This is a genomic window from Streptomyces sp. NPDC047981 (assembly GCF_040653315.1).
Lineage (GTDB): Bacteria > Actinomycetota > Actinomycetes > Streptomycetales > Streptomycetaceae > Streptomyces.
On record NZ_JBEZNQ010000023.1, the window covers coordinates 67,242 to 93,624 of the forward strand.

Here is a 26,383-nt window from a genome sequence, read left to right on the forward strand (position 1 = left end):
ACGAGGAGCACGCGTGGCCACCACGGCAGAGTCCGCCACAGAGTCCGCTACAGAGTCCGCCCCACCACTCACCCCCTCCACCGAATCCGAAACGCCCGCGTGGCGCATGCTCCTCGGCTACGTGCGCCCGCACCGCTGGACGCTGCTCGGCGGGGCGGTGCTCTCGCTGATCACCGGGGCCACCGGGCTCGCGCTGCCGCTGGTGGCCAAGCACCTCATCGACGCGCTCTCCGAGGACCGTTCCATCACCGGCGCTCTGCTGCTGATGTCCGCCCTGGTCCTCGCCAACGCGGGGATCGGCGCGCTCGGCGGGTACGTCCTGCGGCGCACCGCCGAGTCCGTCGTCCTCGGCGCACGGCGCACTCTCTCCTCGTACCTGCTGAGGCTGCGCATCGCCGCGGTGGACCGGAGCGAACCCGGTGACCTGATGGCCCGCGTCACCTCCGACACGACCCTGCTGCGCGAGGTCACCACCGACTCGCTCGTGGGTCTCGGCACCGGCGGTCTGACGCTGGTCGCGACGCTGGTGATGATGGGTCTGGTCGACCCGGTCCTGCTGGCGGTCACCCTCGGCGTGGTGCTGGGCGCGGGAACGGTCATCGGCGTGATCGTTCCCCACATCAACAGGGCCAGCCGGCAGGCGCAGGACGCGGTCGGGGCGATGGGCGCGTCCCTGGAGCGCACCCTCGGCGCCCTGCGCACCATCAAGGCGTCCGGCGCCGAGCGACGCGAGGAGCAGGCCGTGCACGCCGCGGCCGATGAGTCCTGGCGGCAGAGCGTACGGGCCGCCAAGTGGTCCGCCCTGGCGGGCAACACGGCCGGGCTGTCCATGCAGATCGCGTTCATCACCGTGCTCGCCGTCGGCGGCGCCCGGGTGGCCACCGGCGCGATCGACGTGGGCACGCTCGTCGCGTTCCTCCTCTACGTCTTCTACCTGATGTCCCCGATCCAGCAGGTCGTCGGGGCGGTCACCCAGTACCAGGCGGGCGCCGCGGCCCTCGCCCGGATCCGCGAGGCGCTGCGGCTCCCGGCCGAACCCCCGGCCGAGCCCGCGCCCCTGCCCGCACCCGGCGCCGAACCGGCCTCGCTTGCCTTCGAGGACGTCCGGTTCCGGTACGCCCAGGACCTTCCGTACATCCACCACGGCGTGAGCTTCTCGGTCCCGCCGCGCGGCATGACCGCCTTCGTCGGCCCGTCCGGTGCGGGCAAGACCACCGTCTTCTCTCTCATCGAGCGGTTCTACGACCCGGACGCGGGACGCATCACCTTCGACGGCCGCGACCTGGCCGTGTGGGACATTCCCCTGCTCCGCTCGGCGATCGGTTACGTGGAGCAGGACGCCCCCGTCCTCTCGGGCACGCTCCGCGACAACCTCCTCCTCGGCCACCCGGACGCGACCGAGGACGAGCTGCTCCGCGTCCTCGGAACCACCCGCCTCGACGGTCTCGTCGAGCGGCTCCCCAAGGGCCTGGACACCCTCGTCGGCCACCGCGGCACCAAGCTCTCGGGCGGCGAGCGCCAGCGCGTGGCGATCGCCCGCGCCCTCCTCCGCCGCCCCCGTCTGCTCCTCCTCGACGAGGCCACGAGCCAACTCGACGCCGTCAACGAGGCCGCCCTGCGCGACACGGTCGCCGAGGTCTCCCGCACCACGACCGTCCTGGTCGTGGCCCACCGCCTCTCCACGGTCACCATGGCCGACCGGATCGTCGTCATGGACACCGGCCGCGTCCGCGCGATAGGCACCCACGGCGAACTCGTCGCGACGGACCCCCTCTACGCGGAACTCGCCGCCACCCAGTTCCTGGCTACCGCCGACACGTGAGCACCGCCCGGCAGCCCACCAACGCCGAAGTCCCCGTCCGACCCGGGGGAGTGGAACGGGGACTTCGGCGTTCAGGGTGCTACGCCGGTACCGCCGGCTCGCGGCGGCTGTCGGACCAGGCCGACCAGAGTTCGGCGTAGCGGCCGCCCGCGGCGACCAGTTCGGTGTGGGTGCCGGTTTCCACCACGCGGCCCTGGTCGAGGACGACGACGCGGTCGGCCGTCGCCGCCTGGGGGAGGCGGTGGGCGACCATGAGGCCCGTGCGGCCCTCCAGGGCGCGGAGGGCGGCCGTCTCCAGGACGCGGGCGCCCGCGCTGCCCGCGTCGGCGGTGGCCTCGTCGAGGATCGCGATGGGCGGGTCGGTGAGGACGAGCCGGGCCAGGGCCAGGTGCTGCGCCTGGGTCACGGTGAGCCGGTGGCCGCCCTCGCCGACGACCGTGGCCAGGCCGTCGGGCAGCGCGTCGACCCAGTCGAGGGCGTCGACGTGGGTCAGCGCGGCCCGCAGGTCCTCGTCCGTCGCTCCGGGCCGGGCCAGCCGCAGGTCCTCGGAGAGCGGGCCCGCGAAGACGTGGACCTCCTGGCTGATCAGGGTGACCGCGCGCCGGACCCCGGCCGGACCCAGCTCCCGCGTGTCCACCCCGCCCAGGGCGATGGAGCCGGCCGCCGGATCGTGGACGCCCGCGATCAGCTTCGCCAGCGTCGTCTTGCCCGCGCCGCTCGCGCCGACCAGGGCGACGCGTTCACCGTCCCTGACCTCCAGGTCCACCGCCGAGAGCACCGGGTGGCCGTCCACGTACGCGTGGCCGAGGCCGGAGACCTTGACCGAGCCGTCCACCGGTGAAGCGGCGCGGCCGTCGGGCTCCCGCTCGGCCGGGAGGCTGGAGACCCCGACCAGGCGGGCGAGGCTCGCGCCCGCGGACTGTGCGTCGTCGATCAGGAACAGGGCCGCGTTGATCGGGTTGAACAGGCCGTGGAAGTACAGCGCCGCCGCCGTCGCCGTACCGATGCTCACCGCGCCGGCGTCGACCAGGAAGAACCCGGTCAGCAGGATCGACGTCATGCCGATGAACTCGGCGATGTTGAGGCGGGAGAAGAAGCCGGAGACCAGGTGCATGCCGCGCGCCGCCAGGCCGACCGCGGCCTGCGAGCGCTGCTCCAGGAGGTCGGCGTGCCGGCCGTTCAGCCGGAACGCCCGTACGGTGCGGACGCCGCCGACACTGTCGAGGAGCTGGTGCTGGAGGGCGCCGGTCGCCACCCGGTGCGCGGCGTAGATGGTCGCGGCGCGCGGGATGTACCAGCGGACCGTGAGGACGTGGACGGGGACGGCCACGAGGACCGCCGCCAGGAAGCGCCAGTCGAGGACCGTGAGGCCCACCAGCGTCAGGATGATCGTGAGAAAGGCGCCCGCGAACTCGGGCAGCGCCTGCCGCACCGCCTTCGCGATCAGCGTGACGTCGCCCGTCACGCGCGAGGTCAGGTCGCCGGAACCGGCCTTCTCGACCCGTTCGAGCGGAAGCCGCAGAGCCCGCGCGATGAACCGTTCCCGCAGGTCCGCGAGGACCGTCTCGCCCAGTCGGGCCACGAGGGACTTGCCGATCGCCGTCGCGACACCGCGGGCGACGGCGACCGCGAGCAGGAGCAGCATCGGTACGGTCAGCGCGCCCGCGCCGCTCTTCTCCACGACCAGGTCCACGATGCGCCCCAGCAGCGGCGCGGTCAGCAGACCGATGCCGGTGCCGACGACGAGGACGGTCACCGCCGTCACCGCGAGGAGGCGGTGGTGGCGCAGGAGTTGACGGACGACGGCGAAGGTCTGCGCGCCGGTGGCGGTGGGCAGAAGCTCACGTTCGGGCGTGCCGGGTCCGCTCATCGTCCGTCCTTCGTCCTGCTTCGTGTCCTGCGTAGTGTCCCGCGTAGCGTCCTGCTCAGAGTCCGGCCTCGTGCTCGGGTCCATGTCCGGCTTCGTGTCCCGGTCCGTGCCCGGCTTCGTGTCCCGATCCATGCCCGTCTCCATGTCCGGCTTCGTGTCCCGGTCCATGCCCCGCTTCATGTCCGGCCCCTCGTCCGGGGATTGCCCGTCGCCGTCCCGCGTGTCCGTCATGCCAGCACCGCCGTACGGTACGACTCGTGCGCGGCGACCAACTCCGGGTGGCTGCCCTCGGCGGTCACCCGGCCGTCGTCCAGCACGACGACGACGTCCGTGCCGGCGAGGAGGGCCGGGCTCGTCGTGACCAGGACGGTCGTGCGGCCCTTGCGGAGGTCGCGCAGCCGGGACGCGATACGGGCCTCGGTGACGGTGTCGACGGCCGTCGTCGGGTCGTGGACCACGAGCACCGGCGGGTCGGCCGCCAGAGCCCGGGCGAGCGCGACGCGCTGGCGCTGGCCGCCGGAGAGCGAACGGCCGCGCTCGGTGAGGAGGGTGTCGACGCCGTCCGGGAGCGCCTGGGCGACGTCGTCCGCGGCGGAGGCGGCGAGCGCGGGCCCCACGTCGACCGCGTCGGCTCCCTCCGCGGTCCCGCCCGCCCGTACGTTGGCCAGGAGGCTGTCCTCGAAGAGGTCGGCGTCGTGGTGGGCGACCAGGATCGCGCGCCGCGCGTCGTCCGGGCCCAGGCCGGTCAGCGGTACGCCGTCCAGCTCGACGCTCCCCTCGGCCGGGTCGAGTTCGCGGCCGAGGCAGAGCAGCAGGTCGTTCGCGGCCGCCGCGTCGCGGGTGACCACACCGACGAGGCTGCCGGCGGCGATGTCGAGGTCGACACCGCGCAGGGCGCCCTGGGTCACATCGCGCAGCCGCAGCCGGCCGGCGACCCGCTCGGGCAGTTCGGCGGTCCCGGCGGCGACGGCCGGCGGAGAGGCGAGCACCTCGGCGATCCGGTCGGCCGAGGCACGGCCCTGGGCGAACTCGCCGTTGACGTAGGTGAGGAGTTGGAACGGGCCGAGGAGGTACTGGGCGAGGCCGACGGCCGCCACCAGCTCGCCCACGGTGATGCTGCCGTTCATCGCGAGGTGCGCGCCGACGAGGCCGATGGCGGCGATGAAGATGCCCGTCAGGGCGAGGATCGCCCCGTCGTGCCAGGCCCGGCTGGTCGCGGCCCGCAGGGCGGACGCCAGCGAACTGCGGCTGGTCTCCCGGTAACGGTCGACCGCGGCCGCCTCCGCGCCGATGCCCTTCAGTACGCGCAGGCCCCCGACCAGGTCGGCGGCGACTCCGGAGGCGTGGGCCGCGTGCTCCTGCTCCGCCTCGCTGCGCCGCTCCAGCGGGCGGCTGATGACATGGCCGAGCCACAGCAGCGGCGGGACCCCGAGCAGGACGAGCAGGCCGAGGGGCACGGAGATGCGGAGCAGCGCCACCGCGCTGACCGCGAGACCGGCGATCGCGGAGAGCGTGTACGGCAGCGCGGCGGCCACCGAGCCGACGCGCCGGGCGTCTCCGGTGGCGACGGCGGTCAGCGCGCCCGGCAGCCGGCCGGCGTCGGCGCCGCCCCGAGGATCGAGGACCCGGGCGCCGAGGTCGAGGCGGATCCGGTGCGCGGCGGACTCGCCGGCGCCCTCGGCGAGCCGTGCGGAGTTCCGGTAGCAGGTCGACAGGATCAGGAAGAGACCGGCGAGCACCAGGAGCCAGCGCAGCAGCGCGCCCGAGGAGCCGGTGGCCACCGCCTGGTCGATGACCAGACCGATGACGACGGGGACGAGAGCCTCGCACGCCTGGTGCGCCATGCCGAGGAACGAGGCCACGGTGACGCGGCGGCGCTGATCGGCGAGCGCTCTGCGGAGGACGGAGCCCCCCGTTGGTCCTCCAGCGGGCATGCGGATCCTCCACAGAAAGGGGGTGCGATAGTTAGGTAAGGCTACCTTAAACACGGCTGGTGCCAAGGGTGCCCGGCACCCTCGGGAGCATCATCCCAGCGTGGGCGGCGATCGGGGTCGCACCCTCGCGTTGACCGCGTCCGGACTCTACGGTTAGGCTCACCTAAGTTCCATCGAGGGTGTGTCATCTCGCGTGCCACACAACCGTGTTCAACGCTTCGCGCGGCTCGCGGGGCGCTCGATTCCGCCGCCAGGGGAGTGGTCGTTGTCCGTCGAAACCCGGGCGGCGCCCGGAACCGAGACCGGTGGCCCTGCCGGTCCCGTCGTGCCCGCGGCCCGTCCGGCCGCCGTGGCCCTCCGCAGCCTCGGCCTCCTCGTGACGGTCGGCGCGCTGGTCCTCGTCTCGCTCGTCAGCGTCTGGGTCGGTACGCGAGGCATTCCGTTCACCTCGATCTGGCACCTCCTGTGGGCGCCCGACGGCTCGGAAGCCTCCGTCATCGTCCACGACTACCGGATCCCCCGCACGGTGCTCGGCCTCCTCGTCGGCATGGCCCTCGGTCTCTCCGGCGCCCTGATGCAGGCCCTGACCCGCAATCCGCTCGCCGACCCCGGCCTGCTCGGTGTGAACCTGGGCGCCTCCGCGGGCGTCGTCGTCGCCATCGCCTTCCTCGGCGTGGCCGCGCCGCTCGGCTACGTCTGGTTCGCCCTCGCGGGCGCCGCCGCAGCCTCCGTGGGCGTGTTCCTGCTCGGCTCCTCCGGACAGAAACTGGCCACCCCTGACCGGCTCGTCGTCGCCGGAGCGGCCGTGACGGCCGTGCTGTACGCCTTCAACTGGGGCGTCCTGCTCTTCGACCCGGAGGCCTTCGACCAGTTCCGCTACTGGACCGTCGGCTCGCTCGCCGGCCGGTACGGCGACATCGTGTTGCTCATGCTGCCGTTCGTCGTCGTCGGCCTGGTCCTCGCCTTCGTTCTCGCCCCCTCCCTCAACGCCCTGGCCATGGGCGACCAGATGGGGCGCGCCCTGGGCGTCCACGTCGGCCGGACCCGGGTCCTCGCGGCCGTCGCCGTCATGCTGCTCTGCGGGGCGGCCACCGCCGCCGCGGGCCCGATCGGCTTCGTCGGCCTGGCCGTCCCGCACGTCGCCCGGTTCCTCGCCGGAGCCGACCAGCGCTGGGTGTTCGCGTACTCGACGCTGCTCGCACCGGTCCTGCTCATCGGCTCGGACGTGCTGGGCCGCGTGCTCGGCGCGCCGGGCGAGGTGCAGGTCGGCATCGTCACCGCCTTCCTCGGGGCGCCCCTGTTCATCGCGCTGTGCCGCCGTCGAAAGCTGGTCATGCTGTGAGCGCCGTACGGGAGGCGCAGGCCTCCACCCCCAGGACCGGGCCCCACCCGCCCGTCATCAGCGGCCGGTTCGTCCGGGCCGGCAGGCGCGGTCTCTCGCTGCGCTTCCAGGTCCGTACGGTCGTGGTGACCGCCCTGCTGTTCCTCGCGCTCGTCACCGTCATCGGGATCACGCTGACCACCGGCGACTTCCCGCTCACCGTCGGGGAGGTCGTCGGCGCCCTCACCGGAAACGGCTCGGGCGCCGCCGACTTCGTCGTCAACACCCTGCGCATGCCCCGCATCCTGACCGCGGTCTTCGTCGGCGCGGCCCTCGGCGTGAGCGGCGCGATCCTGCAGAGCCTCACCCGCAACTCCCTCGGCAGCCCCGACATCATCGGCTTCACCAACGGTTCGGCCGTGGGCGCGCTCGTCGTGATCATCGTGCTGCGCGGCAGCATGACCGAGATCGCGATCGGCGCCTTGATCGGCGGCCTCGCCACGGCTCTCGTCGTCCATCTGCTGCTGATCGGGAGGGGGTTGCAGGGGTTCCGGCTGGTCGTCATCGGCATCGGCGTCAGCGCCCTGCTGCTCGCGGTCAACTCGTACCTGATCACCCGGGCGACCTTCCAAGAGGCGCAGGAGGCTCAGGCGTGGCTGATCGGCAGCCTCGGCAACCGGCTGTGGATGCACGCCAACGCCATCGGCATCGCCCTCGCCGTCCTCCTGCCGCCCGCCCTCCTCCTCTCCCGCCGCCTGGCCATGGTCGAGATGGGCGACGTCACGGCCACGGCGCTCGGCGTCAACGTGGCGCGGACCCGCACGATCCTCTTCGTCATCAGCGTCGCGCTCGCCGCGTTCGCGACCGCCGTCACGGGTCCCATCGCGTTCATCGCCCTCGCGGCGCCACAGGTGGTCCGCACCCTCACCCGCTCCTCCGGGCCCGTCCTGATCTCCTCCGCCCTCATGGGCGCCTTCCTGCTGGCCCTGAGCGACCTCGTCGTGCAACGGGCCTTCGCCCCCGCGCTGCTGCCCGTGGGCACGGCGACCGGCGCCGTGGGCGGCGCCTACCTCATCTGGCTGCTGATCACCGAGTCGCGAAAGAGCCGCGCATGAAAGAGCCGCGCATGACTGGAACGAACGTCCCCGGACCCCGGCTGCGCGCCGAGGACCTCACGCTCTCCTACGACCAGCGGACCGTCGCCGAGCAGTTGAGCGTCGACATCCCCGACCACTCCTTCACGGTCATCCTCGGGCCGAACGCCTGTGGCAAGTCGACCCTGCTCACGGCGCTCGCCCGGATGCTCAAGCCCAAGGCCGGGCAGGTCTACCTCGACGGCGCCGCCATCGCCTCGTACCGCTCCCGTGAGGTCGCCCGCCGGCTCGGCCTGCTCCCGCAGTCCTCCAGCGCGCCCGGCGGCATCACGGTCGGCGACCTCGTGGCCCGCGGACGCTACCCGCACCAGCGGCTGCTCAAGCAGTGGTCCGCCGAGGACGAGACGGCCGTGGTCGAGGCGATGCGGCAGACGGGCGTCCTGGAACTCGCCGACCGCCCCGTGGACGACCTCTCCGGCGGTCAGCGGCAGCGGGTCTGGCTCTCCATGGTGCTCGCCCAGCAGACCTCCATCCTGCTGCTCGACGAGCCGACCACTTTCCTCGACATCGCCCACCAGGTCGAGGTGCTCGACCTCTGCGCCGAACTGCACGCCCGCAAGGGGCAGACCGTCGTGGCGGTCCTGCACGACCTCAACCAGGCCTGCCGGTACGCCACCCACCTCGTCGTGATGCGTCCCGGCGGCGTGATCGCGGCCCAGGGCGACCCGGCCACCGTCATGACGGCCGAGCTGGTCGAGGACGTGTTCGGCCTGCCCTGCCGGATCATCGACGACCCCGAGACCGGCACGCCGCTGATGATTCCGGCCGCCCCGCGCCGCTTCGCCCCCGAGCCCGATCCGGCCGTGGGCGTCGCGGACGAGGCGACCGTCCTCGCCGAGACCCCGTAGGCCGACTCTCCCCAGCCCCCCAGGAACGGACCACCCATGATGCTCTGCACGAGGCTGACGAACGCCCGCTTCCTCACCATGGACCCGGACCATCCGGTCGCCCACGACCTGGGCATCTGGCAGGGCAGGATCGTCGGCCTGGACGAGGCCGTCACCTCCCTGCCCGCCCGTGAGGTGATCGACCTCCAGGGCGCCACGGTCCTGCCCGGGTTCGTCGACAGCCACGTCCACCTCGCGTGGACCGGGCTCAAGGCGAGTTCCCCGTCCCTCGCCGGCCTCGCGCGGATCGAGGACGTGCTCGACGTCGTGGCGGAGGCCTGCACCCGCAGGAACAGCCCCGGCGCGTGGGTGAGCGTCGGCGGCTACGACCAGCGGGCCCTCGGCCGGCATCTGACGGCGGCCGAACTCGACCGGGTCAGCCAGGGGCACCGGGTGTTCGTGATGCACCAGTCCGGCCACGCCTGCGTCGTCAACACGGCCGTCCTCGACCTGCTCCCGGCGGACGTCCCGCACGAGGACGGCGTCCTCGTGGAGAGCGCGATGGGCGCCGTGCGCCGGCTGCGGCTGCCGTACTCCCAGGAGGAGCTGGCGGACGCCATCGCGTACGCGGCCCGCGAGTGCCTGACGGAGGGCATCACCGCCGTGGCCGAGGCCGGAATCGGCGGCGGCCTGCTGGGCCACAGCCCCGTCGAGCTCGGCGCGTACCAACTCCTTCGCGACCAGGGCAGGCTGCCGCTGCGGGTCCAGCTCATGCCGGGCGGCGACACGCTCCGGCAGGTCGGCGCGCACGAGCGGGACGGCATCCCGCGCGGCCTCGACCTCGGCCTGCGGACCGGGTTCGGGGACGACTGGCTGTCCGTCGGCGCGCTGAAGATCTACACCGACGGCGGGATGATGGCCCGCACCGCGGCGCTCACGGCGCCGTACGAGGGCTCGACCCACACGGGTCAGCTCCAGGCCGACCCGGAGCACCTCACCTCGCTCATCGTCGACGGCCACCTGGGCGGCTGGCAGCTCGCGGTCCACGCGATCGGCGACCGGGCCGCGGACCTGGCGCTCGACGCCCTGGAGCGCGCGCAGGAGCTGCGCCCCCGCGCCGACGCGCGCCATCGCATCGAGCACGCGGGCCTCATCCGGCCCGACCAGCTCCCGCGCTTCGCCAGGCTCGGCCTCAGCGCCGTCGTCCAGCCCAACTTCCTGCGCTACTTCGGCGACGACTACGCGACGATCATGGGGGAGGAGCGCGCGCCCTGGATGTACCGGGGCCGGGGCTTCCTCGACCACGGCGTCACCCTGGTCGGCAGCTCCGACCGGCCCGTCACGGACGGATCGCCCCTGCGGGCCGTCCAGTTCATGGTCGAGCGGGCCTCGGTGTCCGGGCAGCTCATCGGCCCCGACGAGGCGATCACGGTGGACGAGGCGCTGTACGCGTACACGGTCGCCGGGGCGTACGCCTGCCGTTGGGACGACACGGCCGGAAGCCTCGGCCCCGGCAAGCGGGCCGACCTCGTCGTCCTCGGTGACGACCCGCGCGACGTCGACACCTCGCGGATCGGCGACATCGAGGTCGTGGCGACCTTCGTCGACGGGCGCGAGGCCACGGACGGGAAGAAGCTGTGAGCGGTCCCGCGGACCCCCGGGAGCCCGGTCCCGCGGATCCCCTGGAGCGACACGCGGCCCTCTGGCGGGGTGCCGAGGGGCCGTCGCGCTGGGTGATCTGGCACGCGGGTGACGGCGAGGACATCGTGTTCGACCGGGAGTTGAACGTACCGGCCGACATCGAGGACGCCGAACTCGCCGAGGTCGTCCGCCGGATGCGCCGGGCCGGAGTGCCGGAGAGCGACGACTACCCGGGTCGCCCCTGCTGAGGCCGTCCCGCCCGAGCGGGACAAAGCCGAGCGGGACAAAGCCGAGCGGGACCGGCCGACTTGGCGGTCAACTCAAGTAAGGCTAACCTTAGTTCGACTGATCCGCCGATGGGCGCGAGGAGCCGATCGTCCCTTCGCGCACGGTGGACCGAGGAAGGAAAGCCTTGACCACGGCCCCGCCGCGCCAGGCCCCGCCGTCGCCGCGCACACGCGATCCGCTCACTCTCCCCACCCTCTCGGAGTCTCCCGGCCTTCCCGGCGGCGGGGCACGGGTCCGGACCGCGCTTCCCGGGGACGCCGAGGCGCTCGCCGCACTCTCCTCGCCGTTCGTCCGCTCGGGAGCGCTCCGCGAGCGCCCGCTCTCCCTCTACGCCGACCGGGCGTCCGACTTCCTCCTCGCGGAGTCCCCCGAGGGCACCCTCGACGGCTGCCTCGGCCTCCGCGCGTACGGCGCCGAACGCGCGGGCGTCCTCTACAACTTCTGCGTGGCCGGCCACCGCCAGGGCTGCGGCACCGGGGCCCGACTGCTGCGCGCCGCGCTGGCGAAGGCCGGAAGCCGGTCGCTGCGCACCCTGTTCACGGCGACGACCGGCGGCGGCGACCTCTTCCTGCGCCACGGCTTCACCGTCGGCCACCCGGCCCTGGCGCCCCAGGCCTGGGCCCGGTCCCTGGACCCCCGCCGCAACGCCCGCATTCTGGCCCGCACCGTCTAGGGCCCCACCTGGGCAGCGCGAAAGGGCGGGCCGGGAGCCGATCGAGGCTCCTGGACCGCCCTTTCGTCACGCAGGACAGCGCGGGTCAGACGGAGAGGACCTCCGGGAGGGCCTTCACCAGCTGGTCGACCTGATGGTCCGTCACCGTCAGGGCGGGAGCCAGGCGCACCGTGGACGGGCCGGCCGCGTTGACGAGGAAGCCGGCCTGCTGCGCCGCCTGTTGGACGGCGGGGGCGACAGGCTCCGTGAGGGCGACCCCCAGGAGCAGACCCGCGCCACGTACCTCCGCGACCCGGGGGTGCGCCAGGTCCTCGATGCCCCGGCCCAGACGGTCGCCGACCCGGACCACGTGGTCCAGCAGTCCCTCCGCCTCGATGGTCTCCAGGACCGCGAGACCGGCCGCGCACGCGACGGGGTTGCCGCCGAACGTGGAGCCGTGCGCTCCGGGCCCCAACAGCTCGGCCGCCGCGCCGAAGGCGACCGTGGCGCCGATCGGCAGCCCGCCGCCCAAGCCCTTGGCGAGCGTGACCACGTCCGGATCCACGCCGGGGACGGCCTGGTGCGCGAACCAGTGGCCCGTACGGCCGATCCCGGTCTGCACCTCGTCGAGGACGAGCAGGCTCCCCGTGGACCGGGTGAGCTCGCGGGCGGCCCGCAGATAGCCCTCGGGCGCCGGAACGACCCCCGCCTCGCCCTGGATCGGTTCCAGGACGACCGCCGCGGTCTCCTCGGTCACGGCCGCGCGCAGCGCCTCGACATCCCCGTACGGCACGTGCGTGACCTCGCCCGGCAGCGGCAGGAAGGGCTCCCGCTTCGCCGGCTGGCCGGTGAGCGCGAGCGCCCCGAGCGTGCGCCCGTGGAAGCCGCCGCCCGCCGCGACCAGGTGCGGCCGTCCCGTCCTGCGGGCGATCTTGAAGGCGGCCTCGACCGCCTCCGCACCGGAGTTGGCGAAGAACACCCGGCCCCGCTCCCGCCCGAACAGACCGAGCAGCCGCTCGGCCAGCTCGACGGGCGGCCCGGCCACGAACAGGTTCGAGACATGGCCCAGCCGGCCGATCTGTTCCCGGACCGCCGCCACCACGGCGGGGTGGGCATGGCCGAGGGTGTTCACCGCGATGCCGCCCGTGAAGTCCGTGTAGGCACGGCCCGACTCGTCCCAGACCGTGCTGCCCTCGCCCCTGACCAGCGCCAGCGGGGGAGTGCCGTACGTGTCCATCATCACCGCGCTCCAGCGGCGCGTCAGGGCGGGGGCGGCGGCGCCGGTGTCGGCCTCCGGGGTCACGTGCGGTCCTCCTTCGTCCCGTCGCCGGGCTCCTCGTCCGGGACGACGGTCGTGCCCGGTCCCTCCTCGGCGAACACGCCCCGCAGCAGGGCGTGCGGCACCCGGCCGTCCAGGACGTGGGCGCGCCGCACACCTCCGCGTACCGCGCGCAGACAGCCCTCCATCTTCGGGAGCATGCCGCTCGCGAGCCCGGGCAGCAGCGTGTCCAGTTCGGCCGCCGTCAGCCGGTCGATCACCTCGGTGCTGTGCGGCCAGTCCGCGTAGAGCCCCTCCACGTCGGTGAGGACCACCAGCCGTTCCGCGCCGAGCGCGACGGCGAGCGCCGAGGCGGCGAGGTCGGCGTTGACGTTGTAGACCTCCCCGTCCTCGCCCCGGGCCACGGGCGACACCACGGGGATACGGCCCTGGTCGAGCAGGGTCCGTACGGTTCCGGGCGACACGGACACCACTTCGCCGACCAGGCCGATGTCCACCGGCCGGCCGTCCACCCAGGCGGGGCGCCGTACGGCCGTCATGGTGTGCGCGTCCTCGCCGGACATGCCCACCGCGAACGGGCCGTGGGCGTTGAGCGCGCCGACCAGGTCGCGCTGCACCTGGCCCGTGAGCACCATGCGGACCACGTCCATCGTCTCGGGCGTCGTGACCCGCAGACCTGCCTCGAAGCGGACCTCCAGATCCAGGCGGTCGAGCATCGCGCTGATCTGCGGTCCGCCGCCGTGGACGACGACCGGGCGAAGGCCCGCGTGCCACAGCTCCACGACGTCCTGGGCGAACGTCCGGTGCAGCGCGGGGTCGATCATCGCGTTGCCGCCGAACTTGACGACGACCGTGCGGCCCTGGAGTTCCTCCAGCCACGGCAGATCGGCGGAGGTCAGCCCGGCGGTCGACCCGGATGCCGGGCCGGAAGCCGGGCGGCCGGCGGTCGGGCCCTCGGTCGCTCCGGCGGTCGGGCCGGTCACGGTCCCCTGCCCGCTCATGAGCTGTACGCGCTGTTCTCGTGGACGTACTCGGCGGTGAGGTCGTTGGTCCAGATCACCGCGGTGGACTCGCCCGCGCCCAGGTCCACCGTGAGGGAGATCCGGCGCCCCGACAGATCGACCTTCTCCCTGGACTCGCCCGCGGCGCCGTTCCGGCAGACCCAGACGCCGTTGATCGCCACGTCCAGGCTGTCGGGATCGAAGACCGCCGCCGTCGTACCGATCGCGGACAGCACTCGGCCCCAGTTCGGGTCCTCGCCGTGCAGCGCGCACTTGAGCAGGTTGTTCCGGGCGATGGAGCGGCCCACCTCGACGGCGTCCTCCTCGGAGAACGCGCCGACGACCGTCACCGTGATCTCCTTGGACGCGCCCTCGGCGTCGGCGACCAGCTGACCGGCCAGGTCCAGGCAGACCGCGTGGACGGCCTCGTCGAACGCCGTGGGGTCGGGGACGATTCCGGAGGCGCCCGAGGCGAGCAGCAGGACGGTGTCGTTGGTGGACATGCAGCCGTCGGAGTCCACCCGGTCGAAAGTGGTGCGCACCGCACGCCGGAGCGCCGCGTCGAGCGCGCCCGCGTCGACGTCGGCGTCGGTGGTGAGCACCACGAGCATGGTCGCGAGCCCGGGCGCGAGCATGCCCGCGCCCTTGGCCATACCGCCGACCGTCCAGCCCTCGCGGGTGACAGCGGCCGTCTTGTGCACCGAGTCCGTCGTCTTGATGGCGCGGGCCGCGTCCTCCCCGCCGTCCTCGGCCAGCCGCTCGGCGGCGGAGTCGATGCCGGCGGTGACTCGGTCCATCGGCAGCATTACGCCGATGAGGCCGGTGGAGCAGACCGCGACCTCGTGCGGGTCGGTGTCCAGGGCGCGCGCCGTGCGCTCGGCCATGAGCAGCGCGTCGACCGCGCCGGCCTGTCCCGTACAGGCGTTGGCGCCACCGGAGTTGAGGACGACGGCCGCGAGTCGGCCGTCGGCGACGGCGCGGCGGGTCCACCGTACGGGCGCGGCCTGCACGCGGTTGGAGGTGAAGACGCCGGCGGCCGCGCGGGACGGGCCTCGGTTCACCACCAGCGCGAGGTCACGGTCGCCGGACTCCTTGATGCCGGCGGCGACACCGCTGGCGAGGAATCCACGGGCAGCGGTCACACTCACTCTGCGTTCTCCTTGGCTTCTGCGCCCACCTGGGTCGGTGGTGCGGGCGTCGTCGTCGGCTGCCGGCCGGTGGCCGGGCGCGGGGCGCTCACGGGGCCACTCCGTTCGTGGGCAGGCCCTCGCCCTCCGGCAGGCCGACGGCGAGGTTCATGCACTGCACCGCGCCACCCGCGGTGCCCTTCACCAGGTTGTCGATGGCGCTCACGCAGATCAGCCGGCCGGCCTCCGGGTCGACGGCGAGCTGCACCTGGGCGGTGTTGGAGCCCAGGACGGCGGCGGTCGACGGCCACCGCCCGGGCGGCAGGAGCCGTACGAACGGCTCGTCGGCGTAGGCGGCCTCGTACACGGCCCGCACCGCGGCCTCGCCGCCGGTGGCGGCCTCCGGGCGCAGCCGGGCCGAGCAGGTGGCGAGGATGCCCCGGGGCATGGGGGCCAGGGTCGGCGTGAAGGAGACCGTCACGTGTTCGCCCGCCACCAGGGAGAGGGTCTGCGTCAGTTCGGGGGTGTGCCGGTGGCCGCCACCCACGCCGTACGGCGTCATGGCGCCCATCACCTCGGCGCCGAGCAGGTGCGGCTTGAGCGCCCGGCCGGCCCCCGAGGTCCCGCTGGCCGCGACGACCACCGCCTCCGGCTCGACCAGCCCCGCCGCGTACGCGGGGAAGAGCGCGAGCGTGACCGCCGTCGGAAAGCAGCCCGGCACCGCGATCCGCGGGGCGTTCTTCAACTCCAACCGGGTACCGGGGAGTTCGGGGAGTCCGTACGGCCAGGTCCCGGCGTGCGCAGAGCCGTAGAACCGCTCCCAGGCCTCCGGGTCGCGGAGCCGGAAGTCCGCCCCGCAGTCCACGATCACCGCGTCGAGGTCCAGCTCTTGCGCGAGCGCCGCCGACTGCCCGTGCGGCAGGGCGAGGAAGACCACGTCGTGGCCGCGCAGGGTCTCCGCCGTGGTCTCCGTCAGGACCCGGTCCGCGAGCCCGGGCAGATGCGGCTGTACGGACCCGAGCCGGCGGCCCGCGCTGCTGTGCGCGGTGAGCGCGCCGATCTCCACGCCGGGATGCGAATCCAGCAGGCGCAGGAGTTCCCCGCCCGCGTAGCCGCTGGCACCGGCCACCGCGACCCGTACGGTCATCTTCTTCTTTTCTCCCTGTCCGTGTGGGGGCTGCGGTCACAGGATCGGCGCCGCAGGTCGCCGTCAGGGGGACTCGGTCACGCGTCCCGGCGAACGGCAGGTTGCGCCCTGCTGAGAAGGAGGTCGCGCAACAAGGACTCGGTCGTGCACACGACACCGCTGCGCGCGGCCCAGCGCAACGCCATCGCGTGCTCCTCGGGGGAGAAGTCCGCCACGGCGTCCGCGACGACGAAGGGCTGGATGTCGTTCATGAACGCGTCGGCCGCCGTGAGCAGGACGCCGAGATGGGCGTAGACCCCGCAGATGATCAGCTGGTCGCGGCCCTCGTCGCGCAGCAGTCGTCCGAGATGGCTGCGGAGGAAGGCGTTGTGGCGCACGTTGGCGAGCAGGTGCTCGCCGGTTCGCGGTGTGAGCGGGGCGACGATCGCCGCGGCGTCGGGCTCGTCCCCTATACCGGGGCCCCATACGTCGGCGACGAGACCGCGCTGGCCGGGCCGCTGGGCGGCCGGCTCGGCGCTGAAGACGACGGGCATCCCGAGGGTCGCGGCGAGTTCGCGCAGGGCCGCGATGTTGTCGACGAGCTCGACGACCGGACTCTCCCCGGCCGGGAACGTCGCCACGAAGTGGTTCTGCATGTCCAGGACCAGGAGCGCGGCGCGCGCGGGGTCGATGGACCAGGAGACGCAGGACCGGGGGAGCGCGGCGCGGTCGGGCAGGGGGTAGGGGCCGACGGTCGGCAGGCCCATGCGTGGTTCCTCCCCCCGGGTGGTGGGCACGGGTCCGCGCCGACCACCCCTGACGTGTGATTTAGCTTAGCCTAACCTAAGTGAGACGGATCCGGGCAGTGCCAACCCCGCATCGATAGCGCGGAGTTGACTCTGACGGGACCGAGCGGAGGTCAGGTGCGGGGCGAAGGGTGCCGGTGGTGGGAGCAGGAGGGTGTCGTCAGGATCCGCCGGACCTGCTCGCCGGCCTCGGCCGCGTCCCGGGCCTCGACGGGGAAGGGGATGCGCAGATCGCAGTGGCCCTCGCGGTACTCGCACCGCAGGGTGATGCCGTACCGGTCCACGGCCAGTGGCAGGGCGCGGACCACGCCGTACGGCAGGCGCGATCCGGCGAGGACGACGAGGTCGGCGACCATGTCCGCGTGGGCGTCGGCGAGATGCGTGAGCATGGCGGCCTCCTCCACGGCGAGCGCGTCGGGGCGCGCGAGGGTGTAGGCGTCCAGGCTCACCTCGTGCGTCCCGGCGGCGGTCCGCAGGGTGACGCGCGCGAGGTCGAGCCGGAGTCCGCCCTCTTCCTGCTCTCCGCCCGCCGGGTCGGCGGGGGTCAGCCAGCCCGAGATCGTCACCCGGGCGCGGACCCGGTCCCGGAGAGGCGTCGGCGCGATGTCGGTGAACTCCAGGAGGACGGCCAGGCTGCCGTGGGGAGCCGAGGCGACCTGGGCGGTCAGCGGGCTGTCGGGCTGGGCGGTGACGGTGATCCGCCCGGCGGGTCCCACGGTGTGCATGCCGATGAGGTCGTAGCACTGCCCGTCGGTGGTCAGCGAGAGCGAGACGGCCTGGGCCAGCACGGAACGGACGCGCTCCGCCGCGGCCTGCTCGGACGGGGCGGTGACGGTGACGGCGCTCAAGGCAACTCCTCGCGGGGCGGCGGGCATCGGGACGCCCGATGCGGCTTAGGTAAGGCTAACCTAAGTCACCTTCGGGGTGCTGTCCAGCCCGCCGCGCGTCTCCTCCCGTGTACCGCCTCCCCGCGTGTCACCTCTCCGTCCGTCGCCTCCACGTCTGCCGCCTCCCCGCGCGTCAGTCGATGACCGCGGTCGCCTCCACCTCGACCAGGTGCTCCGGGATGTCGAGTGCCGCGACGCCGATCATCGTCGCCGGCGGCGTCGTGGTGATCCCCAGCGTGGCGGTGGCCCGGGCGACTCCTTCGAGGAGGAGCGGCATCTTGTCGGGGGTCCAGTCGACGACGTGGACGGTCAGCTTCGCCACGTCCCGGAAGGAGGCGCCGACCCCGGCCAGGGCGGTGGCGATGTTGACGTAACAGTGCTCGACCTGGGCCGCGAGGTCGTCCTTGCCGACGGTGACCCCGTCGGTCCCCCACGCGACCTGACCGGCGACGAACACCAGCTTCGAGCCCGTCGCGACCGACACCTGGTGGTAGACGGGGATCTCGGGAAGGCCGGCGGGGTTGGTGAAGGTGATGGCCATGAGGGGGCGCCTCTCGTGCTCTCTTGTGGTTACTCAGGCACCGTAGGAGAGTGTTCTCCGACAGGGAAGAACGCACTTTTCAGTGACTGGGGAACCCGATGGTGACCAAGCAGCTCAGCGGCCTGCCGGAGGACGCGGACGTGACGCGCGCGGACTCGCTCGGGCGGGAGATCTTCTCGGACGTCGCCAACAAGTGGGCGCTCCTGATCATCGAGTGCCTGGGCGAGGACACCGTCCGTTTCAGCGCGCTGCGGGACGCCGTCGAGGGGATCAGCCACAAGATGCTCACCCAGAACCTGCGCATGCTGGAGCGCAACGGCCTGGTCGAGCGCACCGTGCACCCCACGGTCCCGCCGCGCGTCGAGTACGCCCTCACCGAGCCCGGTCTCGCCCTCCGGGTCACGATCGAGGGCCTGTGCGGCTGGACCCGTACGTACCTCCCCGCCATCGAGGCCAGCAGGGCCGCCTTCGGGGCCCCGCCCGCCTGACACGCGTGACTCAGGCGGCGTCCGGCGAGTCCATGGCCTTCTCGGCGCGCTCGGCCATCTCCGCCTCCGAGACGTCCTCCACGTGCGTGGCGACGCTCCAGCGGTGGCCGAAGGGGTCCTCGAACTGGCCGATGCGGTCGCCGTAGAACTCGTTCGTGACCGGCTTCAGTTCCCTGGCGCCGTGCGCGAGGGCCTTGGCGAAGACCGCGTCGACGTCCTCCACGTACAGGTGCAGGGTGAGCGGTGTGCCGCCCAGCGCCTTCGGCGAGCGGAAGTCGATGTCCGGGTACGGGTCGGCCAGCATGAGGAGCGAGTCGCCCACCTCCAGCTCGGCATGGCCGATGGTGCCGCCGGGCGCCGGCATCCGCATCCGCTCGGTCGCGCCGAGCACGGCCACATAGAAGTCGATCGCGGCCGCGGCGCCGTCGACACTCAGGTACGGCGTGAGGCTCGGGTATCCCTCGGGAACGGGCTTGACGCTCACTGGACTTCGGCCTTTCCGGGAACGGGGCGACCACCGCCGACCGCCTCCTGCGACCACTGATATCCCGTACGGGCGGGCTGCCCGCCCCCGCCGCGCGGCAGCCGCCCGCCCGGATACCCCGAAGGGCGGCGGCCGGACCTTGTCCGCGTGGTGATCACGGGTTACGGTGCCCCGTCACGCAGGGGGATCTTGAAAAGGTGGGGGATCAGGGGACATGGCCGACGACATCGAAGGGCTGCCGAAGGGCTCGGGCGTGTGGGGGCAGGTCGTCGCCGGGCTGTTGCTGGTACCCGCGCTCGGCGCGGCTCTCTGGGCGCTCGGCGAGGTGACCGGTACCTCCGGTACCGCTGGCGGCGAACGGCGGCCCGCCGCGTGCTCGGACGACGCCGACGCCACGCAGCCCACTGCGCAGCCCACTCCGCCGGTCACGGGTGCGGCGAAGTCGGCGGACTCGGCGGACGCGGCCGCCGAACGCCGCCTGACCGGGCACCAGCTGTGCCTGGCACTCAACCGCCCCGACCTCGCCCGGCTCCTCGGCACCCCGGAGGAGACGGCGACGTCCGCGAGCGGCAGCGACGCCTCGCTCAAGCTGGCCGGCGGCAGCCTCGCGGACCTCTCCACACCCACGTCCCAGGTCGAGTTCGAGACGTACACCGTCTCCCTGGCGGTCACCTACGACCGGCTTCCGGTGAAGGGCTCCGAGGCCGGGCTGGTCTGGGACGACGCACGGCCGCGGTCCGTCCTCGGCCGCCCGGCGGTCGTGCACTCCGAGGCCACCGTCGCCGTCAGCTTCCGCCTCGACGGCAGCGACGCGTACACCGGGACCGGCGCGCCGGCCCGCGTCCTGTCCGTGGCCAAGGACGCCCGCGACAGCGGCGGCTCCTTCGAACTCGCGATCTGGCGCGAGGACGGGACCGCGCCGGACGACGCGGTCCTGCTCCGTGTGGCGGAGCAGGTGCTGCCGACGATCCCCGGCTGGTAGCCGCCGTCACCGTGTCTTCGGGTCCGACGGCGCCGCCCGGGCCGCGCGCGGCGCCCGGTCCACGGGCGCGGAGGCGAACAGGTTGAGGCCGAGCGTCCGGGACAGCCGGCGCGCCGCCCGCTGCCCGCGCACGCTGTTGCCCGCCGTGTCGAGCGGCGGGGAGAACGAGGCCAGGGCGCACTTCCCCGGCGCCACCGCGACGATGCCGCCCGACACCCCGCTCTTGCCCGGCAGTCCGATGTCGTACAGCCAGTCGCCCGACCGTTCGTACAGCCCCGACGCGGCCATGGCGGCGAGCACCCGGCGGCAGGTCCCCGGCCGCACGACCTGGACGCCCGTGAGCGGGTTCATCCCGCCGTCGGCCAGAGTGGCGCCCATGACCGCGAGGTCCCGGGTGGTCACCGTGAGGGCGCACTGCCGGGTGTAGACGTCCGTGCTCTCCAGCGGATCGAAGGGCAGCCGGCCGTAGCTCTCCAGGAGCCGGGCGATGCCGCGGTTGCGCTGGTTGGTCGCCGCCTCGGACTCGTAGACCGTCACGTCGAGTTCGAGGCGTCGTCCGGCGAACGCCGACAGGCCGTCCTGGACGAAGGCCCACTTGGCGGCCGCGCTCTCCCCGGGCACCAGACCGGTGGTCACCAGCGCGCCCGCGTTGACCATCGGATTCATCGGGGAGCCGCCGTTCAGCTCGAGCGCCATGACCGAGTCGTAGGGCAGCCCCGTGTTGTTCACCCCGACGGCCTCCCAGGCGGCGCGATGGCCGAGCCGCTCGCAGACGAGCGCGAAGACGAAGACCTTGGAGATCGACTGGATGGAGAAGGACCGGTCGGCGCAGCCGACGGCGTGCACCCGTCCCCGGGTGTCCGCGAGGCTCAGGGCGAACCAGGAGCGGTCCGCCGCCGCGAGCGCCGGTACGTAGTCGGCGATCCGGCCCTCGTCCGAGGGGAGGTAGCGGGCGTGCGTCTCGCGCAGCAGCGCGTCCACCGCGCTGGCCTCGGGCAGCGAACCGGTCGAGATCGCCGCCCGCCCCAGCTCGTCGCCGAACTCGGTGTCACCCCGCTCCAGCTCGGGCGGCACGGCCCGGCCGGCCGGGCCGTGCGGTTCGACCGGCCCGTCCCCCGGCTCGCTGGTGCGCATGGACGCCACTCTCCCCGCACGTCGCGGCCTCCGCGCGCGCGGGGGACCAGCCAGGTGAAGCGTGAACGGGAGCGGCCCACCCCTCCGCGCCGCTGATGCCCGCCCTCGGATGCGGGCATATCGTGCGAAACGAATGGTGTGACGGCGAAGGAGACAGAGCATGTCCGAGCTGATCGTGATCGGATACGACGACACGGCCGTGGCGAAGAAGGCCTTCAAAGCGGTGCAGGAACTCCAGAAGGGTCATGTGGTCGACCTCAACGGGCTCGCGGTCGTCTCGGTCGACGAGGACGGAGAGACCCATGTCGACACCCCGGCCAAGAGCGAGAAGGTGGCCGTGTCGGCCACGGCCGGCGCCCTGTGGGGCATGGTCTTCGGTCTCGTCATCCTCACCCCGGCCATGGGTGTCGTCGGAGCGGCGGTGGGAGGCGTGATCGGCAAGCTGAGCCAGATGGGCATCGACAAGGACTTCCGGGAGAAGGTCGACTCCCTCCTCAAGCCCGGCTCCGCGGCCGTGGTGATCATGGCCTCGAAGGTCACCGAGGACAAGTTCGCCGCCGCCATGCAGCCCTTCGGCGGCACGCTGCTGAAGACCTCCCTCAGCGAGGCGGACGAGAAGGCGCTCGGCGAGCAGCTCGCCGGCGCGGAGTAGCCCCGGGGGTACCTGACCCGACACCGGCGGCAGGCGGTACGAGTTCCGGGCCGGTACGTCTCCGTGGCGGTACGAGTCCGGGGCCGGTACGTGTCCGGCGGTACGAGTCCGGGCCGGTAGGAGTCCAGGCTGATGCGAGTCCGGTCCGGTGCGAGTCCGGGGCGGTACGGAGACTCTCCGTACCGCCCCGGCCGCTCGTCGCCCCGCCCCCGAACCGCCCGGCCTCAGTACCGCAGGACCGCCGCGATGCGTCGCGCGTCGGGCAGGGTGTCGTCAGGGACGAAGCGCACCCCGGCCCCGGTGCCCAGGGCCTGCTCGACGACCTCGTCCACGATGTCGTCGCGCGCGTCGAGGTCGGCCGGCTCCGCGGGTTCGAGGTGGTCGCCGTAGTCACGGACGACCGCCCGGTAGTGCTCCTCGACGGCGAGGAGCCGGACCCGGCCCTCCTTCGCGGCCTCCCACACCTCGTCGAGGCCGCCCGCGAACTCGCGCCTGCCCCGCGCCGAGTCCAGCTCGGAGACGACGGCAGCCGTGTCCGCCGCCTCGCGCGCCGCCCGCAGGGGCTGGAGCACCCGCCAGACCTCCGCCGCCGGACCCGCGGCGAGACCGCCGGCCGGGACGGCCGTGACGTCCTTGCCCAGCGCGCCCAGCTCGTCCAGGAGGGAGAGCGCGGGCGCGTCCCCGATCAGGTACAGCGGCCGGGGGGCCGAGCTGAGGACGACACGCATCGCCTCGTGCGCCTCCCGCAGGAACTGGCGGGTCTGCTCGTCCCTGAAGGTGCTCGGCAGGTCGCCGATCTGCTCCTTGCGCTCGGCGTCCGGGTCCTCCAGGCTCCGCGCCAGCGGAAACCCGCCTTCCGCGCTCTCGGTGACCCGCTCGGCCTCGCCGTTCCAGAGGGAGACCCGGTCGGCCGCCACCGCCAGCGCCCAGAAGGGTTGCTCGGCGGCCTGGGCGGCCACCAGATTGCGGGTGAGGAACGTGTCGCCGAGGACGACCCGCTCGGGCACCGTGCGGGCCGTGGACCAGACATGATGCTCGCCGGGGGCCGCGTAGATCACGAGGCCGTCCTCGGCGTGGGCGAGGTCGACCTCGCCGAGGGCCAGCTCCAGCTGGCTCAGGACGTCCAGCCGCCGCTCCCGGGTCACCGCCGGGTCCTGCTCCAGCGCCTCCCCGGCCCGGGCCACGAGGTTGCGGAGCCGCACGGGGTCCTGGGTGTTGTCGGGCTCCCTGCGGTGCGTCGGCATGAGCAGCGACACGGCCGGATACGGGCGGGGCTGACGCAGCTTGGCAAGCAGTTCGGTGCTGAGCGCGGGGTGCATGAGAACCGGCCTTTCGGGTCGATCGCGAGAGTGCGGCGGTCGCGCGAGGGAGGATCGTCATCGATCCTTGAGGAACGATATGTCCGAGTTCGCGGGGAGGCGCGTCGCGACCGCGCCGCGCGGGCCCGCCATCCGTTCGGTCCTGCCGGACTGCGGGGGTGGCCGTGCGGCACGAGGCTGGGGCCGACCCCTCCGGAAGGAGCGTGATCGGCGTGGCCCGGAACCGCCGTCTGATCCTCAGCTCGCCGCCCGAGGTCTGGCGTCTGCTCTCCGACGGCCACCGCTACGGAGAGTGGGTGACGGGCACGCAGGAGATCCTCTCGGCGGACCCCCACTGGCCGGCCGTGGGCGCCCGGCTGAAGGTCCGCGTCGGCGCCGGCCCGCTGACCCTCGACGACACCTGCGTCGTGCGCGTCTGCGAACCGGAGCGCCGGCTGGAACTGGAGGCGAAGGCGGACCCCTTCGGCGCCGCCCGGATCGCCATGAACCTGATGCCCTGGGGCGAGAACACCCTCTTCACCCTCGACTGGCACCCCCTCCGAGGCCCCGGCACCCGGATGCACGGACTCCCCGTGGACTACGTCATGGCCGTACGCAACGGCATGATGCTGACGAAGCTGGCCCGGATCGCGGTACGTGAACACACCGTCGCGAGCCCGGCCGGCGAAAGGGCGGAAGCATGAGCGCCAACCCGGAGGAGCGGGAACGGACCGAGGCGAGGGTGGGTCCCGAGCCCACCGCCGAGCCCGAGTACGCGCCCTATCACCACCCGGCCGCCGGCTGGGGCGCCGCCAACAGCGTGACCCGGTTCATGATGCGCGAGGGCGCGCTCGTGGACGGGCCCCGGGCGATCATGCGGATGAACCACGAGAACACCGGCTTCGACTGCCCCGGCTGCGCCTGGCCCGACGACACCAAGGGCCTGCACCTGGACATCTGCGAGAACGGCATCAAGCACGTCACCTGGGAGATGACCCGCAAGCGGGTCGACCGCGCCTTCTTCGCCGCCCACTCGGTGACCGAGCTGGCCGGCTGGAGCGACTACGACCTGGAGAACCAGGGCCGGCTGACCGAACCGATGGTCTACGACCCCGACACGGACCTCTACACCCCCATCAGCTGGAAGGACGCCTTCGAGCTGATCGGGCGCACCCTGCGCGCGCTGGACTCCCCGCACCAGGCCGCGTACTACACCTCGGGCCGGCTCGGGAACGAGGTCACCTTCCTCTACCAGCTCATGGCCAGGGAGCTGGGCACGAACAACCTGCCCGACTGCTCCAACATGTGCCACGAGGCCAGCGGCCGGGCCCTGCAGGCCTCCCTCGGCACAGGCAAGGGGACCGTCGACCTCAAGGACTGGGAGACCACCGACGCCCTGTTCATCCTCGGCGTCAACGCCGCCTCCAACGCGCCCCGGATGCTGACCGCCCTCGCGGAGGCGTACCACCGGGGCGCCCAGGTCGTGCACGTCAACCCGCTCGTGGAGGCGGCCGCCGGCCGCACGATCATCCCGCACGACTTCAAGGACATGGCCACCTTCCACGCGACCCGGACGAGCACGCTCAACCTCCAGCCGCGCATCGGCGGCGACATGGCACTCGTACGGGGCATGGCCAAGGCGATCCTGGAGCAGTCCTCCGCCGATCCCAAGGCGCTCGACCGGGAGTTCATCGAGCGGCACACCGCCGGGTTCGAGGAGTACCGCGCCCTGTGCGAGGCCACGTCCTGGGAGGACATCGAGCACCAGTCAGGGATCGGCCGCGCCGACATCCTCAAGGCGGCCCGTGTCTACCGCGAGGCGGACCGCTCCATCGTCAGCTGGTGCCTGGGCGTCACCCAGCACGAACACGGCGTCGACACCGTTCGGGAGATCGTCAACCTGCTGCTCCTGCGCGGCAATCTGGGCCGCGAGGGCGCCGGACCCTCCCCGGTGCGCGGCCACAGCAACGTCCAGGGCAACCGTACCTGCGGCATCGACCACCGGCCCGGCACGGAGTTCCTCGACCGGCTCGCGGAGGTCTGCGGCATCGAACCGCCGCGCGAGCACGGCCTCGACACCGTCCGCACCATCGAGGCGATGCGCCGCGGCGAGGTGAAGGTCTTCGTCGGCATGGGCGGCAACTTCGCCCTCGCGGCGCCCGACACCCCCGTCACCCACGAGGCGCTGCGCGCCTGCGAACTCACCGTCCAGGTGAGCACCAAGCTGAACCGAAGCCATGTCGTCCACGGCCGGCAGGCGCTGATCCTGCCCTGCCTCGGCCGCACCGAGAAGGACCAGCAGCGCACGGGCCCGCAGAGCACCTCCGTCGAGGACTCGATGAGCATGGTGCACCTGTCCTCCGGCATGAAGCGCCCCGCCTCCCCGCACCTGCTCTCCGAGCCCGCGATCGTCGCGGGCATGGCCCGCGCGGCCCTCCCCGACAGCGAGACGCCGTGGGAGTGGTACATCGAGGACTACGACCGCATCCGCGACACGATGGCCCGCGCGCTCGACGGCTTCGAGGACTTCAACCGCCGGGTACGGCTGCCGCTCGGCTTCCGCATCAAGCAGCCCGCGCGCGAACTCGTCTTCCTCACCCCGTCCGGGCGCGCCGAGTTCTCCACCGCCGAACTGCCCGACGTCGTCCCCGCCCCCGGCACCCTGGCCCTGGGCACCATGCGCTCCCACGACCAGTGGAACACCACGATCTACTCCGACAACGACCGCTATCGGGGGATCAAGAACCTGCGCACGCTGGTCTTCATGAACGAGGACGACATGCGCGAACGCGGCATCGCGAAGTTCGACCCGGTCGACATCACCAGCACCGCCAGGGACGGCAGTACGCGCCGTCTGCCCGGTTATCTCGCGATCCCGTACGACATCCCGCGCGGCTGCGCGGCCGGATACATGCCCGAGATGAACGTCCTGTGCGCGCTCGGCGACTACAGCACACAGAGCGACCAGCCGATCATGAAACACGTCCGGGTGACCATCGACCCGGCCGCCTGACCGCGCGGTCCCGCCGGGCCTCGGCCGCCACCACGCCCTGTCACCCCCACGCCCTG

24 protein-coding genes are annotated in these 26,383 nt (G+C 73.1%); 12 read left to right on the top strand and 12 right to left on the bottom strand.

Annotated features, from left to right (window positions below):
* The first annotated feature begins 106 nt into the window (after window positions 1-106).
* A complete protein-coding gene (locus tag AB0E14_RS16185; RefSeq protein ID WP_362417374.1) occupies window positions 107-1,822 on the top strand; it encodes an ABC transporter ATP-binding protein in 1,716 nt (571 codons plus the stop codon).
* Window positions 1,823-1,901: 79 nt separating this feature from the next.
* On the opposite strand, the gene AB0E14_RS16190 is transcribed toward AB0E14_RS16185, so the two are convergent.
* Window positions 1,902-3,692, bottom strand: a complete 1,791-nt coding sequence (locus AB0E14_RS16190) for an ABC transporter ATP-binding protein (protein ID WP_362417377.1) — start codon at window positions 3,690-3,692, stop codon at window positions 1,902-1,904.
* A 227-nt stretch (window positions 3,693-3,919) separates the two neighbouring features.
* A complete protein-coding gene (locus AB0E14_RS16195; protein ID WP_362417276.1) occupies window positions 3,920-5,626 on the bottom strand; it encodes an ABC transporter ATP-binding protein in 1,707 nt (568 codons plus the stop codon).
* A 349-nt stretch (window positions 5,627-5,975) separates the two neighbouring features.
* Between AB0E14_RS16195 and AB0E14_RS16200 the strand changes: the two genes are divergently transcribed.
* From AB0E14_RS16200 to AB0E14_RS16225, 6 genes are all read left to right on the top strand, one after another.
* Window positions 5,976-6,968, top strand: coding sequence for an iron chelate uptake ABC transporter family permease subunit (locus tag AB0E14_RS16200; protein ID WP_362417380.1), 993 nt, complete (start codon window positions 5,976-5,978; stop codon window positions 6,966-6,968).
* Window positions 6,965-8,062, top strand: coding sequence for an iron chelate uptake ABC transporter family permease subunit (locus AB0E14_RS16205; RefSeq protein WP_362417279.1), 1,098 nt, complete (start codon window positions 6,965-6,967; stop codon window positions 8,060-8,062). Before AB0E14_RS16200 ends, AB0E14_RS16205 begins: the two co-directional genes overlap by 4 nt.
* Window positions 8,063-8,073: 11 nt before the next feature.
* A complete protein-coding gene (locus AB0E14_RS16210; RefSeq protein WP_362417282.1) occupies window positions 8,074-8,949 on the top strand; it encodes an ABC transporter ATP-binding protein in 876 nt (291 codons plus the stop codon).
* A gap of 39 nt (window positions 8,950-8,988) precedes the next feature.
* Window positions 8,989-10,569, top strand: coding sequence for an amidohydrolase (locus AB0E14_RS16215; protein WP_362417383.1), 1,581 nt, complete (start codon window positions 8,989-8,991; stop codon window positions 10,567-10,569).
* Window positions 10,566-10,817, top strand: a complete 252-nt coding sequence (locus AB0E14_RS16220; RefSeq protein ID WP_362417285.1) for a hypothetical protein — start codon at window positions 10,566-10,568, stop codon at window positions 10,815-10,817. Before AB0E14_RS16215 ends, AB0E14_RS16220 begins: the two co-directional genes overlap by 4 nt.
* 164 nt (window positions 10,818-10,981) lie before the next feature.
* Window positions 10,982-11,530, top strand: a complete 549-nt coding sequence (locus tag AB0E14_RS16225; protein ID WP_362417288.1) for a GNAT family N-acetyltransferase — start codon at window positions 10,982-10,984, stop codon at window positions 11,528-11,530.
* Window positions 11,531-11,615: 85 nt separating this feature from the next.
* Here the strand turns inward: AB0E14_RS16225 and AB0E14_RS16230 are convergent, their stop codons facing one another.
* From AB0E14_RS16230 to AB0E14_RS16260, 7 genes are all read right to left on the bottom strand, one after another.
* The gene (locus tag AB0E14_RS16230; RefSeq protein WP_362417387.1) at window positions 11,616-12,749 is read right to left on the bottom strand and encodes an acetylornithine transaminase; all 1,134 of its coding nucleotides are present in this window, start codon (window positions 12,747-12,749) and stop codon (window positions 11,616-11,618) included.
* A gap of 59 nt (window positions 12,750-12,808) precedes the next feature.
* Complete coding sequence (argB, locus tag AB0E14_RS16235; RefSeq protein WP_362417291.1) at window positions 12,809-13,789, bottom strand: acetylglutamate kinase; 981 nt, start codon at window positions 13,787-13,789, stop codon at window positions 12,809-12,811.
* Complete coding sequence (gene argJ / locus AB0E14_RS16240; protein ID WP_362417294.1) at window positions 13,786-14,937, bottom strand: bifunctional glutamate N-acetyltransferase/amino-acid acetyltransferase ArgJ; 1,152 nt, start codon at window positions 14,935-14,937, stop codon at window positions 13,786-13,788. The genes argB and argJ overlap by 4 nt, the downstream gene beginning before the upstream one ends.
* 88 nt (window positions 14,938-15,025) lie before the next feature.
* Entirely contained in the window at window positions 15,026-16,063 is a 1,038-nt protein-coding gene (argC, locus tag AB0E14_RS16245) for an N-acetyl-gamma-glutamyl-phosphate reductase (protein ID WP_362417297.1), read from the bottom strand.
* 77 nt (window positions 16,064-16,140) lie between these two features.
* On the bottom strand, window positions 16,141-16,809 hold the full coding sequence (locus tag AB0E14_RS16250) for an isochorismatase family protein (RefSeq protein WP_362417300.1): 669 nt from the start codon (window positions 16,807-16,809) through the stop codon (window positions 16,141-16,143).
* 152 nt (window positions 16,810-16,961) lie between these two features.
* Entirely contained in the window at window positions 16,962-17,696 is a 735-nt protein-coding gene (locus AB0E14_RS16255; protein ID WP_362417303.1) for a DUF2470 domain-containing protein, read from the bottom strand.
* 172 nt (window positions 17,697-17,868) lie between these two features.
* Entirely contained in the window at window positions 17,869-18,276 is a 408-nt protein-coding gene (locus AB0E14_RS16260; RefSeq protein ID WP_362417306.1) for a RidA family protein, read from the bottom strand.
* Between the two features lie 98 nt (window positions 18,277-18,374).
* Between AB0E14_RS16260 and AB0E14_RS16265 the strand changes: the two genes are divergently transcribed.
* Entirely contained in the window at window positions 18,375-18,764 is a 390-nt protein-coding gene (locus AB0E14_RS16265; protein WP_362417308.1) for a helix-turn-helix domain-containing protein, read from the top strand.
* A 10-nt stretch (window positions 18,765-18,774) separates the two neighbouring features.
* On the opposite strand, the gene AB0E14_RS16270 is transcribed toward AB0E14_RS16265, so the two are convergent.
* Window positions 18,775-19,248 carry a VOC family protein gene (locus tag AB0E14_RS16270; protein ID WP_362417311.1) on the bottom strand — a complete coding sequence of 158 codons (474 nt, stop codon included), beginning with the start codon at window positions 19,246-19,248 and terminating at the stop codon, window positions 18,775-18,777.
* Window positions 19,249-19,462: 214 nt separating this feature from the next.
* Between AB0E14_RS16270 and AB0E14_RS16275 the strand changes: the two genes are divergently transcribed.
* Window positions 19,463-20,230, top strand: coding sequence for a DUF6215 domain-containing protein (locus AB0E14_RS16275; protein WP_362417314.1), 768 nt, complete (start codon window positions 19,463-19,465; stop codon window positions 20,228-20,230).
* A gap of 6 nt (window positions 20,231-20,236) precedes the next feature.
* On the opposite strand, the gene glsA is transcribed toward AB0E14_RS16275, so the two are convergent.
* Window positions 20,237-21,364: a glutaminase A gene (glsA, locus tag AB0E14_RS16280; RefSeq protein ID WP_362417317.1), complete on the bottom strand. Its 1,128-nt coding sequence runs from the start codon at window positions 21,362-21,364 to the stop codon at window positions 20,237-20,239.
* Window positions 21,365-21,524: 160 nt separating this feature from the next.
* Here glsA and AB0E14_RS16285 point away from each other — a divergent pair, with 160 nt between their 5' ends.
* Window positions 21,525-22,016: a DUF1269 domain-containing protein gene (locus tag AB0E14_RS16285; protein WP_362417320.1), complete on the top strand. Its 492-nt coding sequence runs from the start codon at window positions 21,525-21,527 to the stop codon at window positions 22,014-22,016.
* A gap of 224 nt (window positions 22,017-22,240) precedes the next feature.
* Here the strand turns inward: AB0E14_RS16285 and AB0E14_RS16290 are convergent, their stop codons facing one another.
* Window positions 22,241-23,335, bottom strand: coding sequence for a chemotaxis protein (locus AB0E14_RS16290; protein WP_362417322.1), 1,095 nt, complete (start codon window positions 23,333-23,335; stop codon window positions 22,241-22,243).
* A gap of 212 nt (window positions 23,336-23,547) precedes the next feature.
* Between AB0E14_RS16290 and AB0E14_RS16295 the strand changes: the two genes are divergently transcribed.
* The gene (locus AB0E14_RS16295) at window positions 23,548-24,018 is read left to right on the top strand and encodes an SRPBCC family protein (protein ID WP_362417325.1); all 471 of its coding nucleotides are present in this window, start codon (window positions 23,548-23,550) and stop codon (window positions 24,016-24,018) included.
* A complete protein-coding gene (locus tag AB0E14_RS16300; RefSeq protein WP_362417328.1) occupies window positions 24,015-26,327 on the top strand; it encodes an FdhF/YdeP family oxidoreductase in 2,313 nt (770 codons plus the stop codon). The genes AB0E14_RS16295 and AB0E14_RS16300 overlap by 4 nt, the downstream gene beginning before the upstream one ends.
* The last annotated feature ends 56 nt before the right edge of the window (window positions 26,328-26,383 follow it).